Origin of the sequence: Pseudalkalibacillus decolorationis (genome assembly GCF_024609785.1) — a bacterium.
Classification (GTDB): Bacteria; Bacillota; Bacilli; order Bacillales; family Fictibacillaceae; genus Pseudalkalibacillus; species Pseudalkalibacillus decolorationis.
The window spans coordinates 18,560-35,987 of the sequence record NZ_JANHJQ010000009.1; the positions used below are offsets into that span (position 1 = coordinate 18,560).

Annotated in this window: 17 protein-coding genes; 1 reads left to right on the plus strand and 16 read right to left on the minus strand. The window is 39.3% G+C overall.

What is annotated here, in order from left to right; translation table 11 throughout:
- The first annotated feature begins 134 nt into the window (after positions 1-134).
- Entirely contained in the window at positions 135-290 is a 156-nt protein-coding gene (locus NON16_RS10230; protein ID WP_257348878.1) for a YjcZ family sporulation protein, read from the plus strand.
- Positions 291-591: 301 nt separating this feature from the next.
- On the opposite strand, the gene NON16_RS10235 is transcribed toward NON16_RS10230, so the two are convergent.
- The 16 genes from NON16_RS10235 to NON16_RS10310 all read right to left on the minus strand — a co-directional run bounded on the left by NON16_RS10235 (position 592) and on the right by NON16_RS10310 (position 17,270).
- A complete protein-coding gene (locus NON16_RS10235) occupies positions 592-1,329 on the minus strand; it encodes a CAP domain-containing protein (RefSeq protein WP_257348879.1) in 738 nt (245 codons plus the stop codon).
- A gap of 191 nt (positions 1,330-1,520) precedes the next feature.
- Complete coding sequence (locus NON16_RS10240) at positions 1,521-2,240, minus strand: LutC/YkgG family protein (RefSeq protein WP_257348880.1); 720 nt, start codon at positions 2,238-2,240, stop codon at positions 1,521-1,523.
- Positions 2,240-3,667: a LutB/LldF family L-lactate oxidation iron-sulfur protein gene (locus NON16_RS10245; RefSeq protein WP_257348881.1), complete on the minus strand. Its 1,428-nt coding sequence runs from the start codon at positions 3,665-3,667 to the stop codon at positions 2,240-2,242. Before NON16_RS10245 ends, NON16_RS10240 begins: the two co-directional genes overlap by 1 nt.
- 58 nt (positions 3,668-3,725) lie before the next feature.
- Positions 3,726-4,445 carry a (Fe-S)-binding protein gene (locus tag NON16_RS10250; protein WP_257348883.1) on the minus strand — a complete coding sequence of 240 codons (720 nt, stop codon included), beginning with the start codon at positions 4,443-4,445 and terminating at the stop codon, positions 3,726-3,728.
- Between the two features lie 166 nt (positions 4,446-4,611).
- Positions 4,612-5,991 carry an alpha-L-fucosidase gene (locus tag NON16_RS10255; protein ID WP_257348884.1) on the minus strand — a complete coding sequence of 460 codons (1,380 nt, stop codon included), beginning with the start codon at positions 5,989-5,991 and terminating at the stop codon, positions 4,612-4,614.
- 37 nt (positions 5,992-6,028) lie between these two features.
- On the minus strand, positions 6,029-7,111 hold the full coding sequence (locus NON16_RS10260) for a Gfo/Idh/MocA family protein (RefSeq protein ID WP_257348885.1): 1,083 nt from the start codon (positions 7,109-7,111) through the stop codon (positions 6,029-6,031).
- 21 nt (positions 7,112-7,132) lie between these two features.
- Positions 7,133-7,996 carry a sugar phosphate isomerase/epimerase family protein gene (locus NON16_RS10265; protein WP_257348886.1) on the minus strand — a complete coding sequence of 288 codons (864 nt, stop codon included), beginning with the start codon at positions 7,994-7,996 and terminating at the stop codon, positions 7,133-7,135.
- Between the two features lie 24 nt (positions 7,997-8,020).
- Positions 8,021-8,242: a hypothetical protein gene (locus NON16_RS10270; RefSeq protein WP_257348887.1), complete on the minus strand. Its 222-nt coding sequence runs from the start codon at positions 8,240-8,242 to the stop codon at positions 8,021-8,023.
- Between the two features lie 23 nt (positions 8,243-8,265).
- Complete coding sequence (locus tag NON16_RS10275) at positions 8,266-9,249, minus strand: Gfo/Idh/MocA family protein (RefSeq protein WP_257348888.1); 984 nt, start codon at positions 9,247-9,249, stop codon at positions 8,266-8,268.
- A gap of 1 nt (position 9,250) precedes the next feature.
- Positions 9,251-10,201, minus strand: coding sequence for a Gfo/Idh/MocA family protein (locus NON16_RS10280; RefSeq protein WP_257348889.1), 951 nt, complete (start codon positions 10,199-10,201; stop codon positions 9,251-9,253).
- Between the two features lie 138 nt (positions 10,202-10,339).
- Positions 10,340-11,689: a sulfatase family protein gene (locus NON16_RS10285; RefSeq protein ID WP_257348890.1), complete on the minus strand. Its 1,350-nt coding sequence runs from the start codon at positions 11,687-11,689 to the stop codon at positions 10,340-10,342.
- Between the two features lie 117 nt (positions 11,690-11,806).
- Complete coding sequence (locus NON16_RS10290; RefSeq protein WP_257348891.1) at positions 11,807-13,123, minus strand: alpha-L-fucosidase; 1,317 nt, start codon at positions 13,121-13,123, stop codon at positions 11,807-11,809.
- A gap of 522 nt (positions 13,124-13,645) precedes the next feature.
- Complete coding sequence (locus NON16_RS10295; RefSeq protein WP_257348892.1) at positions 13,646-14,440, minus strand: SDR family NAD(P)-dependent oxidoreductase; 795 nt, start codon at positions 14,438-14,440, stop codon at positions 13,646-13,648.
- A gap of 41 nt (positions 14,441-14,481) precedes the next feature.
- The gene (locus NON16_RS10300) at positions 14,482-15,246 is read right to left on the minus strand and encodes an SDR family NAD(P)-dependent oxidoreductase (RefSeq protein WP_257348894.1); all 765 of its coding nucleotides are present in this window, start codon (positions 15,244-15,246) and stop codon (positions 14,482-14,484) included.
- A gap of 16 nt (positions 15,247-15,262) precedes the next feature.
- Entirely contained in the window at positions 15,263-16,156 is an 894-nt protein-coding gene (locus tag NON16_RS10305) for a fumarylacetoacetate hydrolase family protein (RefSeq protein WP_257348895.1), read from the minus strand.
- A gap of 16 nt (positions 16,157-16,172) precedes the next feature.
- Entirely contained in the window at positions 16,173-17,270 is a 1,098-nt protein-coding gene (locus NON16_RS10310; protein WP_257348897.1) for a mandelate racemase/muconate lactonizing enzyme family protein, read from the minus strand.
- Positions 17,271-17,428: the final 158 nt, after the last annotated feature.

The following is a 17,428-nucleotide window of genomic DNA, read 5'->3' on the forward strand; positions in this document are numbered from 1 at the left end:
CTACATGTTAAAAAATTATGTTCGAATAGGACCGGGATAAATGTTTGTTTTTCTAAAATGTACATGCTTACCCATTCATGTCAGCGGTACAAGCATAAGATGTATTATTGCTATGGAAAAAGGAGGTTAAATAAATGAGCGGATGGGATAACAGAAAAGGCTTTGCATTGATTGTTGTGCTTTTTATTCTTCTTATCATTGTAGGAGTATCCTATAATCGTGATGGCCGTCGCGGCGGTTTCGGTTGTAACGGTTTCGGTGGCGGCTATGGTGGCGGCTTCGGTTGGTAATTTAACCCGAAAATGAGGTTTGGGCGCTGAAGCTAGACAGCGGAAGTGCCCTGTTCAGGTGTGACAAACTGCAGCTGGACATTACATCTACGCGAACAAACTTTTTATTCTTTAATGAATAAGGACTGACTCGGTTCTTTCCTCTCTAAGTCAAAGAAAGAGGATCGGTAGCTGAGTCAGTCCTTTTTATATTTGTAAAGAAAACTTGGCTAGCGCCAAGCCTTAGCGCAGGCGATCGCCTTAGTTGCGCTTATACTATAGAAAGTATTTTTTATACTTTCTTAACGTGGAAAAACGGGCTTTACTTTTCAATAAACATTTGTGTCCAGTAAATCCCTTGTTCCCCGCCTTTAGCGCGTCCTACGCCAATTTGGGTCACATCTTTGTTCATAATGTTACGACGGTGCCCGGGGCTGTTCATCCAAGCTTTAACGACTTGCTCTGCTGATTGCTGTCCTGCGGCAATATTTTCACCCGCTGATTGATACGATACACCAAATTCCTGCATCATTTGGAAAGGTGAACCATAGTTAGGTGAGTTATGTGAAAAGTATCCGTTTTCCAGCATATCATTTGATTTTTCCTGAGCAACCTTTGATAATTTAACATTCGCCTTTAAAGGTGATAATCCAGCTTTTTCTCTTTCCTGATTCGTGAGTTCAATTACTTTTTTCTCGATCTCACTTATAGCTGTTGCTCCATCTTGTGGTTGAGGAGCTGTATTGGGTTGATTCCCCTGTTGTCCGTTTTGACGGAAATTTGGAGGAGCATATTGATTTGGTGGAACGTTTCGATCCGTTTGACGATATTGAGAAAATGGATCATTATTATATTGGCCATATAATCCATTGTAAGATCGATTCCTTATTCGATTCCTACCTGCATCATATGTTTCAGGGTTATTATCACCCTTGTCATCAACCGTAATTGGTTCATAATTCATTTCATCTGCACCCTGATTTTCGCCAGTATTACATGCAGACAACATGCTTATTGAAAGCACTGCTGAAAATAAGATGCTTAGCCTAAGATTTTTCATTATTCTGGTCTCCTTTAGAAAGGTCAATAAGCATTCTTAATGTATGTAAAGTAGAATATTTTACCCTTAAAAAAGGTTTCCAGTAAACGTAACGTGGCACTACATAACCTAGCAGAATTAGGTATAAAATAAGGAAAATAAAAATTAAACTTCTTCTATATTGGAAGTTGTTATGTATGAGTTCGTTATTATTACCTATCAGTAACGACAATATAGGTGGCTGTTATTGGTCCATGAACCCCAACAACTAAATTCATTTCAATGTCAGCACTATTGCTAGGGCCAGAAATAAAATTAATACATGAAGGAACATTTCCATTTTCTTGTTCCATCTTATGAATATAGTGTGTTGCCTGAGTCATTCGTGGGACAATTGTGCTTTTTGGAATAATTGCAATGTAATTTGTTGGGAGTAGACTAACGGACCTTCCTTTTCCGTTATCGCTGAATAATACAACTGTTCCTGACTCAGCTAATGTTATGTCAGCAAACGTAATTCCGACATCTGCTCTTTCAGAAATTATAATGTTTTTCTCACCAATACTTGGATCCCAAATGTGAACATCGACACCTGCCCTTCCAGCATTTTCATAATAGTCATTGATACCGTATTCTTTAAAGCGAGGGTCATCCCAACTTACGATTGATTTTGCATCAAAATGTTCTATTACTGTCGTAAGCATATTGTTCAGCTCTAAGCAAGTCGTTGTTTCAACACGTGTATGAATTCGATCACATTGGGTTCCCAAGACATCTAGCAGTTCATCTTCTGTTGCATTCTTAAGAACATTCCATTGTGGTTGGTGTTTCCATTGGGGACGAGCAACCGGAGTGGTTCGTCTTTCACGCCCTAGACTTTTAGCGATTTGATTTAGAAATTGTTCTTTATTATGGACAGCTCCATTTTTCATTACTGGTCCCCTCCTTTATCACGTTTCTTAAACCATTCTCTAAAGCTTTGTTTACTAGGTTCAGGGAAATCCCGAATATCGGTCCATGGTTTTATTGGACCAGGTCCTTTCTTAACTTTTCCATCTTTAATAAAAGGGCTCATTACTGTAGGTGCTGATTTTGAACCCATTGAGAAAATTTTCGGGGAACTTGCAGCTAAAGAAAAACCTCTCATCGCTAGTTTTTCACCAAATGTTCCCTTACCATGCTCCTCTACGATATTCCGACGATGCTTCACAAGCAAGTCGTGAAGCGGAATTTTCACTGGACAAGCTTCCGTACATGCTGCACATAAGCTTGAAGCATATGGAAGCTCCTTATAATCTTCATACCCACCTAACAATGGTGAAAGTACCGCACCGATAGGACCTGGATAAATCGATCCATATGAGTGACCACCAATATGTCGATAAATAGGACAAACATTAATGCAAGCAGCACAACGAATACAATGAAGTGCCGACTGAAACTCTGTCCCAAGAATGTTTGAACGACCATTGTCTAAAATGACGAGGTGGAATTCTTCGGGCCCATCTACGTCCCCTTTATCCTTTGGACCAATTAATCCGGTAATATAGCTTGTTAGTTTTTGCCCTACAGCACTTCGGCAAAGCATACTGACTAAAATGTCTAGTTCCTCCCACGTTGGTACGATCCGCTCCATACCCATCACAGTAATTTGAGTTTTGGGCAGGGATGTAGACAATCGAGCATTTCCTTCGTTTGTCACTAATGAAATCGCACCTGACTCGGCTACGGCGAAGTTACAGCCGGTTATTCCTATATCTGCCGATAAAAAGTCAGCACGTAATTGTTCTCTCGCAAATAAAGCAAGTTCTTCGGGTTTGGATGTTTTCTTATATCCTTTCTTTTCAGAAAAGGTTTCACGTATTTGTTCTTTATTTTTGTGTAAAGCCGGGGCAACAATATGTGATGGAGGGTCATGATCGTCTAGTTGAAGTATGTATTCCCCAAGGTCAGATTCAATGACTTCACAGCCCAGTGCTTCAAGAGCATCGTTCATGCTAATCTCTTCAGTAACCATTGATTTCGATTTTATGATTTTTTTTGCCTTCTTTTCCTTAGAAACCCTTGTGATATATTCATTTGCTTCTTCTGCTGTTTGCGCAAAGAAAACATGGCCTCCTTGCTTACAAACATTCTCAGTAAGTTCTTCTAAATAGTAATCTAAGTTTTCTAACGTATGTTGACGAATCTCCTCTGATAAATTTCGCCACTCTTCCCAATCCCCTAGCTCCTCAGCTGCATTTAATTTTGCACCCTTCAGTCTTTCTTGTGCTGACACCACTGCATTTCTCATGAATGAATTTCGAAGGCCCTTGTCCACACGACCAAAAAATTCTACGTCTCCTATTTTCATTGGCATCTATCTCACCCCCTTTATTCTATTAATGTGTGTTCAAAAGGGAGGTTTGAACAACCCATTACCCTCTGCTATTGAGTACTTGTGCAATATGCATCACTTTAATAGGTTTCCCTTGACGTTCAATACGGCCACCGATATTCATTAAGCAACCACAGTCTGCACCGATTAGAACTTCTGCATCAGTTTCCTCGATATGTTCTATTTTTTCATTTACCATTTGTTCAGAAATCGGAACCATTTTCACTGAGAACGTACCCCCAAAACCACAGCATATTTCTTTATTTGGAAGATTTGAAAGTTCTAAGCCTTTCACATTTTCTAGTAGTTTCATTGGAGCATCCTTAACACCAAGTAATCGAGACATATGACAAGACGTGTGATATGTTGCTCTCTTCGAAAAAGACGCTCCTACATTTTCAACTTTTAACACATCAACGATAAACTGAGTGAATTCAAACGTCCTATTAGCAAGTGATTGTGCTTTTTCCTGCCACTCTTTATCGTGATCAAACAAATGAACATATTCATGAAACATCGTTACACATGATCCGGACGGGGATACAATATAGTCAGATTGTTCAAATGTTTTAATCATATGTTTGGCAACATCTTTCGTTTCTTTATGATAGCCGCTGTTATAAGCTGGCTGACCACAGCAGGTTTGGTTTTTTGGGAAAACCACTTCACAATTAAGACGCTCTAAAATTTCAACTGTATCTTTCCCAACATATGGGTAAAATACATCCCCAAGGCAGGTAATAAATAAGGATACTTTCATTTCTTTCCCCTCATTCTTACGATAATTTCGTAATTTGTTCCTGGATCTGTATTTGAATCCGAACATTAAAAGTTAGTATTTTCAGAATACAAAGCGTTTTTTTGTGTTCCAATACTCATCCTGTCGAGGTTCTATTTGCTACTTAATTTCTAGTGTCTAACCTCAACTACTTGAGCCTGAATACATGTGCGATCGGAGCCTTCCCTCCCGTTTCCGTCTCGGGTAGCTTTATGGAGAGTCCTGCTTCTGTTTGTGTATAGTTAAATTTATCTTCACTACCGACCATATTAAGATTGTTGACGTTTTCTGTATATGGGATTACCACTTCCTCATCTACATGCGTATCATCACTTGGATAGAGATAAAAGCAGTAAACAATATCGTCTTTACGTGTGAAAGCGAAATTATCTTTGAAGTAAGGAGCACAGATGCGGGTACCATATATTGCCTCACCATAAACATTCATCCAGGCGCCAAGCTCTTTAATACGTGTAATTGCTCCCTCGGGCAGACGTCCATCTGGTTGTGGCCCTACATTTAGAGCCAAATTACCACCTTTAGATACTACTTCTATCAGCGTATGTACGATTTGACGCGTAGATTTGTATTTATCCTCATATCTGAAAGAAAATGAAGTACCCATTGTGATACAGCTTTCCCAGGGCACACTCAGCGGATGCTCAGGAATTGTCTGCTCCGGTGTTACATAATTTTCATATGGTCCACCAACAGTGCGATCAGCCGTAATAAGCCAAGGCTGTTCTTCTCGGGCCTTTTCTACAACTTCTCCAAGGCGAATGTCCTGCTTCCTTTTGCCAACCCATCCAGCATCGAGCCAGAGAACGTCAATACGACCGTATTTGGACATCAACTCCATAATTTGCTCATGGGTAAATGACACGAACTGATTCCATAACCATGGATACTCCGTCGGATCATAAGACGGGCCACGCCACATATCACGACCACGTTCCATTCCGGATGCCCAGTAGTAAGGAGTGTTCCAGTCTGCTTTTGAGAAATAGGTAGCAATCGCTAATCCCTTGTCACGAAAAGCATCAAAAAGATGTTTACATATATCGGCATACTTGTGCATGTGAAATGGAGTGTCTGGCCCTGTCACTCTGTAATCGGTTGTATGAGTATCCCACATACAAAAACCATCATGATGTTTTGTCGTGAAAATGAAGTACTTGAAACCACCTTCAGCAGCTAAATCAGCCCAAATCTCTGGTTGAAATCGTATCGGATTGAACGTTTTATTTAAATCAAAATATTGACGCTTTAATTCCTCTCCATCCTCTTCCCAGTCAATACCATCTCGTGACCAATCTGCATCATGATCGCTTAGCGCCCATGATTCCACCACACCGAGTTGAGAATAAGGACCCCAGTGCATCATTATTCCTAGCTTTTGATCTTGAAACCATTCAAGGCGTTCTAAGAGTAATGGATCTTCTGGTTTTACCCATTCTTTCTCAGCACTGTAATTGTGCACCCCATGATCAATCACCTGTTGCTGTTTTTCTTCCATGCCATCACTCATATTAAGTCCTCCTTTTATAGGTGAAATTACAAAAAAATTATTGTTTTACTTCCACATCCTCATCAAATTGGACTTCCGCTCCTGTTTCACTTGATTCATAAATACCACAAAGTATTTTCATCATTTCTACACCGTCTTGAACTGGGCTGATTGTCTCTCTTTCACCCAAGCAACAAGATACGAAATGGTCGATTTCACTCTGGAATCCTTTATTGAAATCAAACGACAATGAGTCAATTTGTGGTTGAGCATTTAAAATCGTGTCATTTTTTTCAGTTACAAGCAAAAGTTCGGGCTCAATTTCCGCTCCACCCTTGTCACCATATAAGCTGACTGCGAATTCCTCTTTCTTGGCATGAAGCGTAAAACTGACATCAATCATCAAGGAAGCACCATTCTCAAATCGAATGATTGCATTAGCCATATCTTCCACTGTATTGTAATCAGGGTCATAGTCTGCAGCTTTATAGAAGGATAGATTTTTAATATTTGAACGGTTTCCAAGTTTGGAATAGGTGTTGCCGCTTATGGATTTAACCTTTGGCTTTCCCATAAGATACCAGCATAAATCAATAACATGGACTCCTAAATCTATTAAAGGACCGCCTCCTGACCTTTCCTTATCTGCAAACCAGCCACCGGGATTCCCTAATGGTCTTATACAGGACGCTTTTGCATAGTATATTTCTCCAAGTTCATCTGAATCAATAAACTTTTTTAATACTTCAGTATTTGTTCCAAAACGACGGACAAAGCCTACCTGAAGCACTTTCCCACTTTCCTTTACTGCCTCTTCTATCTGGTGTGCTTCTTCTACTGTTTTACATAATGGCTTTTCAATCAAAACATGTTTACCTGCTTTTAAGGCAGCAATTGAAATTTCAGCATGGGAGTTATTCCATGTACAAATGCTTACTGCATCAACTTGTGGATCTTCTAGTAGGTTTTTATAGTGCGTATAATACTTTTCAGCACCGTACTTGTTCGTTTTTTCCTGTGCTCTTTGCTCATTCATATCACAAATGGCATAGATTTCTACCTCGTTATTCTTTTGATAGGATTGAAAGTGCATATCAGAAATAGAGCCTGCACCAATCACACCAATTTTTAATTTCCCCATATTCTTCATCCTTCCTCTCTATTAAACTTCTTCCCAAATTCTACGGACATTATCTAAACTGATTTTTGATCCTTTTTTGCATTCTTCCATACCTTCAAATTCAATCGAAATGTACCCATCATAACTAGACTGTTTAATTATTCTCATGACATCATGTAAGTTAATATCACCATGACCACAAATTGCACCTCTTAAATAGTTGCCTGAAGTTGTTTGGAACCAGCCTTCTCCTGGATTAACAGATGAAGGTCGATGGTAAAAGTCTTTAATATGAACCATTGATGACAATTGAATATTTTTCTTCACTGCAGCAACTGGATCCTCGTCAACACAGAGGAAATTCCCTGTATCAAGTGTCGTTTTAAAATTTGGTCGATCTACATAATCAATTAAACGTTGGACCCGGTCGCTTGCCTGGACATAAAAACCATGATTTTCAACACTGGTCACAATATCAAATTGTGCTGCATAATCAGCAATTCTCCGGCAAGCATCTGCGAGTTTCGGTAAATCTTGTTCAAATTGTTGAATTGATGTTTCGCTAGCAGGCTTCCAGGCAACATCATGCCTCAAAAGTTTTATGCCTAATCGTTGTGCGATGTCTACCTCTTTTTGAACACGTTCAATTTCTTTTTCATATTCCGATTTACTCGCTGTTAAAAAATTTGCACCAATTGCATAATTTGATAGTTCAATACCCACTGCTTCAGCTTTTTGACGAATAGCATTCACTAGTTCCGGATTGTCACCCAAAGTAAAGCCCATCGGGACTAGTTCAATATGTTCGCCACCTTGATCAGCTGTCCATTGAATGACATCCAAAATTGACATATTTTCTGAGTTCATTGCTCCTACTAAACTATAGGAACTCATTCCGAGTTTCATATGGTAAACCTCCATTCAATAGATCTAGAAAAGCGCAAGCGCCCGTTTAGGTGCGACAAGCGCTGGAGATTCTGCAACATAACACGCTTTTTGTGTTTGTGGAAGAATCGAAGCGACCTCGAGCACTTGGGCACTGGAGCTAGACATTACATCCATGCCGCAAACTTTTATACTTTCTTTACTCGGTACAAATAAGGGGCATTGAAGCTCGCCAACAACGTTTGACACATTATTAATCGCTGCCAATGCTCCCTCACTTCCTGAAAAACCTAATTACGCTCAAGCACAACCACTTGTTTTAATTCGTTTGACCTGTAAGCTGCTTTTACAACTTCCAATGTTCGTAACCCGTCATTTCCTGTAATAAATGGCTTTCTTCTTGTTTTAACACAGTCAATAAAGTCATTCACAAGAGCTTCATCCATATCCTCAGCCCACGGTTGTTGTTGAATTTTCCCTTCTTTATCATTGTATAGAATGGAATGTTGTTTGAATGCATCAACTGTTACTGTGCCTTCTGTTCCAACAATTTTCAGCGTAACATCACCCCATGTTGGGAATGTCTCAGGACGTGACCAGCTTGGATCAATCGATACGATCGTACCAGATTCTAACTCAAGCATTACCGAACCGCAGTCCTCAACATCAATATCATAGAATCGTGTATCAAATTCAGCGTATACATTTTTCACTTCATCCTTTAACATCCAACGAAGCAAATCCATGATATGGACGATATGATCTGTTGCTGAACCCCCACCAGACAATTCTTTTTCAACAAACCAACCACCCGGCATTTGACCGTGGTTAGTTGCATTTACAGCGATGATTTCGCCTAATTTCCCAGATTGAACAATGGCTTTCACTTTTTTAATAGCTGGAGCAAAGCGAACTGGATATGCGACTTGTAAAATCACGTCATTTTCTTCGCAAGCTTTAATCATCGCTGTTGCATCTACTACTTCAGTTGCAATCGGTTTTTCGCATAAAATTTGCTTTTTATAGCTTGCTGCTTTCAATACATGCTCTTTATGATTCGTGTTTTCAGAACAGATGATTACTGCCTCAATGTCTGTCTCTAAAAGTTCATCTAAATCCACATAGAAATTAGATTCAAATTGTTTTGCCATCTTATTTCCGCGTTGTTCATCAGCGTCCCATATTCCAGCTAATTCTGCTCCTGGGTGTTTTACTAAATATTGTGCATAAGCCAATGCGTGCATATGAGCAAAACTAATGATTCCCACTTTCATATTACAGCACCTCCTTTAACAAAACAGGCTGGCCGATTTCCACTGATTTCCTTGCAGCTTCTGCTATTCGAATCGCCTTTAAAGCATCATCTCCTGTAACCATCGTTTTATCTTGTGCTTCCACGCTTTTAACAACGTATTCCATTTGACGCTGTAGGGCTGTCTTGTCTAAAATACTTTCTTCAATTATTTCACTGGTAGCAAGTTGTACATCGATTGGATAACTTTCATTGCTATTATGAGTAAGCATTCCTTGATCCCCAGTCAGTTCAAACGATGTCTCCGTTTCTGTTGCTGCCCAAGATAATTCTATATGCGCTAACGTTTGGTCCACCATCCGAAGTGTTATCAAGGCGTATTCAATTAATGTTCCATCGTGACGCTCTTTTTTGATGTGTTTTGCCATCACTCGTTCAACGTCACCAAAAGTCCAGGTTAGCCAGTCAAATTGATGTATACCCAAATTGGAGAATATATCAAATTCCCTACCTGGATGTGCTGTTCCGCTTGCTAGCCTCATTACACCCGGTTTACCGATCTTTCCACTTTTTACCTGGTTCCTTGCATCAAGATATTCTGGTGAGAATCGAAGGTTATGCCCAATCTGAATCTGCACATTTTTTTCTTGGCATTCTTTTAAAACTGAAGATGCTTCTTCCACGTTTAATGCTAGAGGTGCTTCACATATTATATGATAACCTTCTTTTGATACCTGACGTACATAGTCAGCCCTGTCATTTGCTGGCACGCAAAGATCGACTATATCGGTATGTACTGACTTTAAATCTGCCAATCTATCAACTACTTTACTCCTAAATGCTTCAGGCAATTGTTGTTTGTTTTCTTCAGCTACATCAATAACCCCAACAATATTTACATTCGGGATACGAGACCAGGCTTCAAGATGTTTATCATTGCAACTTCCAGTTCCTACTACTGCTACATTTACCAATTTACACACCTCTCTCTTCATTACCTTTATCTAATTTCCATTATCGAACCGGTTATATTAAAGATTAAGAGCATGCTATGCAGGGCGTTTTTCACTCTTTATCCCCCGCTTTTTTCTTCAGTCGATAAAGTTCACTTTTTAATGTTTCTCAGTCCCTGTATAATCCGGATTATGATAGACATTATTCATTTCATAAGGATCCTCTTTTAAATCAAACAGTTCCCATTCTGGTGTTCTTGATTCATCAATGGTATTGGACGCTCCCAATGATTCACCATAGTAATGAATGAGCTTGTATCTTGTCGTACGTACTCCGTAATGGGCACCAACTTTATGGGGTTCACTCAAATGCTCCCAATATCGATAATAAAGGGAAGTTTGCCAATCATCATGTGTGCTGCCTTCCATAAGAGGACGTAGACTAGTACCCTGCATAAAATCTGGAACATCAATGCCTGCATAGTCAAGAAATGTTTCAGCAAAGTCTACATTTAATGCCATATCATCCGTTTCAGATCCAATCTTGATGGCACATGGATAGCGTACGATAAATGGCATTCTCAATGATTCTTCATACATAAATCGTTTATCATACCAACCATGGTCACCAAGGAAAAATCCTTGATCTGATGTGTACACGACGATTGTATTTTCCGTAAGATCTTCTTCATCGAGATAATCAAGCATTCTTCCGATATTATCATCAATGGAAGCAACAACACGTAAATAATCTTTAATATACCTTTGATACTTCCAGCTTTTTAATTCCTTTGCTGACAGGTTTTCGGGTGGATCTTCTTTTAAATCAATTTTATTAAGATCTTGATCTACCCGCATTGTTGCCTCTTTCGCAGCATTCGAACGATTACTATAATCATCATGAAATGTTTCCGGTTCTGGAATGTCAGCTGTCTCATACAGATGAGCATGCTTTTCATCAGGTTCCCATGGACGATGCGGTGCTTTGTGGTGGCACATTAGCATAAACGGCTTATCCTTTGATCTATATTTCAACCAATTTAGGGAAAGATCCGTGATAATGTCCGTTACATACCCGTTATAAACCTTCTGTTCCCCCATCTCAATCATTGTAGGATCATGATAATCACCTTGGTCAGGTAATACATTCCAATAATCAAAACCCGATGGATCATGAACCCCTCCGTGCCCTAAGTGCCACTTTCCAATAATCGCTGTTTGATATCCGTTTTCTTGCAGGAGTTTCTGAACATTTGGTTTTCTTCCGTCAAGATTGTCTCCCAGCGTTTTCACTCCATTTTCATGATTATATGTCCCTGTCAAAATAGCAGCCCTGCTGGGTGCACAAATTGAATTCGTGCAAAAACAATTGTTAAACCGTATTCCCTCATTCGCTATACGGTCAAGGTTAGGCGTTTTATTAATTTTGCTCCCATAACAACTCATTGCATGTGCTGCATGATCGTCACTCATAATAAACAAAATATTGGGTCTGTTTTTACCCGCCATAGTTCCCTCCTCAACTATTAATGCTAATAGATTCACCAATCGTTCCATTAAACCCTTGTAATAAAGCAAGATTTGTTCAAAACGAACGATTACTGTTAATAGAATAAAGATTAGCCTTTAATTCTTTAAAAACAGCTCCACAACAGGTACCATTACATCTGGTTTTTGCACTGGAAGATCTAAAACAACTGAGTTAACATCAATCTTCGTCTCCGTACTTGTAATTACTTCTTCAGGATCAAATTCTCTAAAATAAACTTCTGACGCATCATTAAGTAGCTGTGCATAGTTAACTTTTCCAGCTAATCCTTCTAAATGAATGTGTCGGAATGGCCAAGAATAAATATGAAGATACAAACGATTTCCCTTTTGGGTATAACGACAATCGATAGGAGCTTTGTAATTGCTATGTTTTGCTTCATAAATCGAACGGGAATGTAATCTCATCCATTCACCGATTGCTTCTAAACGATCAATTGAATGATAGTCAAATTCACCACGCCCGTTAGGCCCAACATTTAATAAAAAGTTACCACTTTTTGAAACCGTATCAATTAACATTTTAAGCAGCGTATCGGTAGATTTCCAATCTAGGTTATCGCGATGATAGCCCCATGTTCCATTCATTGTTTGGCATGCTTCCCATATAACTGGAAGCCCATCTTTCTCAACCGGTTCGCTTGGTTGGTACTGTTCAGGAGTTATCACACCACGATTTAAGTCGAGGCGATCATTAATAAGAATATCCGGCTGTAAATCTAGCACTATTTTCTCCAGCTGCTCAGACTGCCAATCAATAGCTCCTTTTCCTTTAGACCATCCCCAGTCTCGGTGTGGGTATGAAAAATCGAACCACATATAATCAATTTTACCGTAATCTGTTAATAATTCCCGAACTTGTCCATGCATAAATTCCAAATATTTATTCATATCCCGATCTGTATTTTCTTTTTTGAAGTCCTCGTCATCACGTTGCGGATGTAGTCCATCAATCGTAAACTCTGGGTGGTGCCAATCGATTAATGAATGATATAATCCTACTTTTAAGCCTTCTTCCCGAAAAGCATCAATTACTTCACGTAGCAAATCTCGTTTTATCGGTGTGTTTGTCACCTTATAATCACTTAACTTCGTATCCCATAATGCAAATCCCTCATGATGTTTTGTTGTTATGACGAAATATTTCATACCTGCTGCTTTGGTGGTCCTAGCCCATTCCTTTGCATCAAATAGATCTGGTTCGAAATATTCGAAATATTTTCGGTACATTTTTGGATGAATTTTCTCATGCGTCATAACCCATTCATGGCGTGCAGCTGGTGTATAAAGACCAAAATGGATAAATAGGCCAAAACGGTCATTAATAAGCCATTCAGCATTCCCATATGAGTCGGACCAATTTGCATATTTCTTCTCATTTGTACTTGTGCTCATGTTTGAATACCTCCAAAATTTGATGAATTGAAAAGATAAGTACCATCTAATTCTTATCCTTCAGCATAAAAAAATTAATTTTTATAAGTGCGTGTTCAAAAAATAGACGAATCTTGTTGTTAATGAAGTTCGACTAAATACGTTACGTCCTGTAACAACGTCGAACTGACTCACATCGTGTGAGCCCAAGGCACGATAGTTTTGAGGACCGGAACGACGAGCGGTACTTGCATAAAAGCTACGAGTTGTACCGAGGAAGCTTACTTCAAAGGTGAACTAGTAGACGCAGGTACATATGGAACTTCGACTAAGTACTTCACGTCCTGTGAATACGTCGAAGTCAGCACGTCCGTGTGCAAGTCCGGAAAAACCGAGTAACGTAGAAATTCGCCGTTTATCAACGAGCGGTACTTGCACGAAGACTGCGAGTTGCACCGAGGAAGCTTTCTTCGTTAGTCTAATCTGGTAGACACAGGTGCAGGGACTCTTGGATACTTTTTGAACAACCTCTATAAGAAGTTCCTAATGCTCTAGATGATCCTCAGGCTGTGCAGCTTTAACTGTCAAGCCACCGTCGACCATTAATAAGTGGCCATTTACCTGCATTGCTTCTTCTGATGCTAGGAAAACGACAGCATCCCCGATTTGTTTGGCGGTTCCTAATCTTTTCATCGGATTTGCCTCTACTTCTTTTTCATAAATCGCTTTATCTGCCAAGTAATCCGTACACATATCCGTCTCAATTGTGCTCGGTCCAACCGCATTAACATTTATATTATATTTTCCCAATTCAATCGCTAATGCTTTCGTAAGCTGATGTGCAGCAGCCTTTGATGATATATAATGAGGAATAACTGGGCTGGTGACCATCAAACTAGCAGTAGAAGTAATAGTAACGATCTTTCCATTACGCCTTTCGATCATCCCTTTTGCGGCAGCTTGGGAGCATAGAAAGATAGATTTGACATTTGTATTATATGTCTGATCCCATGTTTCTTCTGACAGTTCCATAAATGGTTCAAATGGCGCAATACCTGCATTGTTGACTAGAATATCAATTTCGCCTAGTTCTTTTTGTACTGATTCTATCATCTGATCAACTTGCTGTTTATTACCAACATCTGCTTGAACTATCATTGCCTGTTGACCTAGGTTTTCCACTTTTTCTTTGACACGTTCAGCCAAGTCTTTTGATCGGTCAGAAGTAAAGTTAATAGCTACATCCGCACCTTCTTTTGCTAATTGGAGAACAATAGCCTCTCCAACTCCTCTGCTACCACCTGTTACAAGGGCAGTTCTGTTCATTAGTCTTTTCATTGCTGTTCTTTCCTTTCAATGATCAGGATATTTTTATTAACCTATTTTCCATTCACTACCCCGCCATCAATCATAAATGGCGAACCCATCATAAATTTTGATTCATCAGATGCAAGATATAGTGCGGCATAGGCAACATCAATTGGTTTACCAAGGTCACCACCTAATTGTCGTCTTTTAATTGAATCGATGGCAGCTTCAGGATTCGGGTCCTTCGACAAGTAATCTTCCACAAATGGCGTGAAGATTGTACCTGGCATCAATGCATTGACACGGATATTGTCTTTTGCATAATCAACCTGCATGGATTTTGTTAAAGAAAGCACTGCTCCCTTCGTCGCTGCATAGGACGCTCGGTTTGCTAATCCAATTTCCGCAATGCATGATGACATATTGATAATAGAACCATTTTGCTGTTTGATCATGTGAGGAATGACATACTTAGAAACAAGAAAAACACCATTAATATTTACGTTTATGACATTTTTCCAATTTTCTAATTCGTTCTCGTGCAATACTCCTATACCACTAATACCTGCATTATTAAACAAAACATCAATTTTCTCATACGTAGTAAGTACTTCCTCGACCATTTTCTTAACATCTGATTCATTTGTTACGTTTGCTTGAATAAATAATGCTTCTCCACCATGGTGAATTATTTCTGTAACGGTCTGATTTCCTGCTGCTTCATTTAAGTCATTGACAATTACTTTTGCCCCTTCTTTCGCAAACAGGAGCGCTGTTTCCTTGCCGATCCCAGACCCAGCACCCGTGATTAAGGTAACCTTTTTATCTAACCGCATTTTTTCACCCCTTACTCTAATTAACGCCTGAGCTTTCTGTTTCACGAACACATGTATTTTTCAAAATGCCTAAACCTTCAATTTCTACAATCACTTCATCGCCATCCTCAAGAAATACTTGAGGGTCCCTGAAAACTCCAACTCCATGTGGCGTACCTGTTGATAATAAATCTCCAGGTTCGAATGTAAATCCTTTGGAAAGATAAGCAACAATTTCTTTTATAGTAAAAATCATTTCTTTCGTATTTGAATCTTGAAGAACATTACCATTTACTGTACAACGAACAGATAATTTTTGTGGATCACTTACCTCGTCAACAGTCACTAGATATGGGCCACAAGGCGCGAATGTATCATAAGACTTTCCGCGAGCCCACTGTCCATCAGCAAATTGGACATCTCTTGCGCTAATATCATTAACGATTACGTATCCGAATATATGGTCAAATACGTTATCCTCCGTAATGCTTTTTCCTTTCTTTCCAATAATAACTCCTAATTCAGCCTCATAATCAACTTGTGTAGACTCTATAGGCAGGATCACATTTTCTCCATGGCCAACAACACAACTTGACCACTTTGAAAAAATTAATGGTGCTTTAGGTGGTTCTACATTTTGTTCGCGACAATGATCCATATAATTTAGTCCCACACAAACAACCTTACCTGGATTCGGTAATGGCGCCTTAAAGACAATTTCATCTATGTTAAGGATAAACTCCTGACCATTATCCATATCTAAGTCTGTAAGTTTAGTTTCAATCTTTTTAATATAGCTTAGCCCGCGCTCTACAATATCCATCATTGTAAGCGACGGTTCAGCTAGTAAATGGTTTAAGTTAATCACCAGGTTATCGATTACTGTACCAACAAAGTCCTGATCATTTTTAGTAAATGTCACTAATTTCATGTAAACGTCACCTTTCTTATCCGATTCTACATTCCGTTAAAATTTTATCAGTTAACTTACACCCGAGACCTGGCTCCTCTGGTAATGAATAATAACCATTTTCGACTTTTATCGGATTTTCCCATATATCGATAATAGATTCATAGCAATATTCAACCATAGGAACATTAGGTGTGGCCGCTGCTAATTGAACATGTAGCTTTTGTTGTACGTTCGTATGAGGAATGACTTCCAAATTGTAGCATCTTGCCAATGCCGCAACATCTAACCATTCATCGATACCTGAGAGCTTTGTGGCATCTGCTTGGACAATGCTAACTCCACCCATTTCAATGTAATCGCGGAAATCATATTTTGTATATACCGTTTCTCCGATAGCAATCGGTACATCTAGTCTACGGGCGAGATCAGCATGTGCCTTTTTGTCAAATGGATTCATCGGCTCTTCAAGCCAGTAAATATCAAATTCTTCAAGCTTCCTTCCCCAAACGATTGATGTTTTCAAATCCCAAACTGTATTTGCATCGACCATCAATTTAATATCATCACCAATTGCTTTTCGGACTGCCTTCACTCGATCATAGTCTTCACGTGGATTCGGTAAACCTATCTTCATTTTAACTGCATCAAATCCACGTTCTACTAGCGCAGCCATGTCTTTAACTAACTCATCTGTCGTCACTTCAAGCCATCCGCCGTCTGTATTATAAGCTTTCACTTTATCCTTGACAGGCCCCAAATACCTCCATAAAGGCATGTTAGCAACTTTCAATTTAATATCCCACAATGCGAGCTCGATCGCGCATAACGCAACACGCGTAATACCAACTTGACCAATAAAATGGTTTGTATAATGAAGTTCACGGAGCACATTTTTATACATGAGCGGATCTTTTCCTATAAGTTTTGAGGCATATGTATCATCGATAATTGCCTGAACAGCACGGGTACCCTTTGTATAATTCCAGTTAAATCCCCAACCGCTGATTCCTTCATCTGTATCTATGCGAACAGCCACAAATTCTACAGATTCCAGCTTTGTTTGTGAATCGGTAATTGCTCTTTGCCTTAACGGTACATCGAGTAAATATGTTTCAACGTCTGTAATTTTCATCCACATCAAATCCTTCATTTATTAGTATGTATAACTTTTTAAAGTGCGTGTTCAAAAAGGAGGATCAAAAGAGCCGAGAAGTTCGAGGCACGACAGTCTCGAGGACCGGATCGTATACGTTTAATACGTGAGGACCGGAGAGACCGAGTAACGAAGAA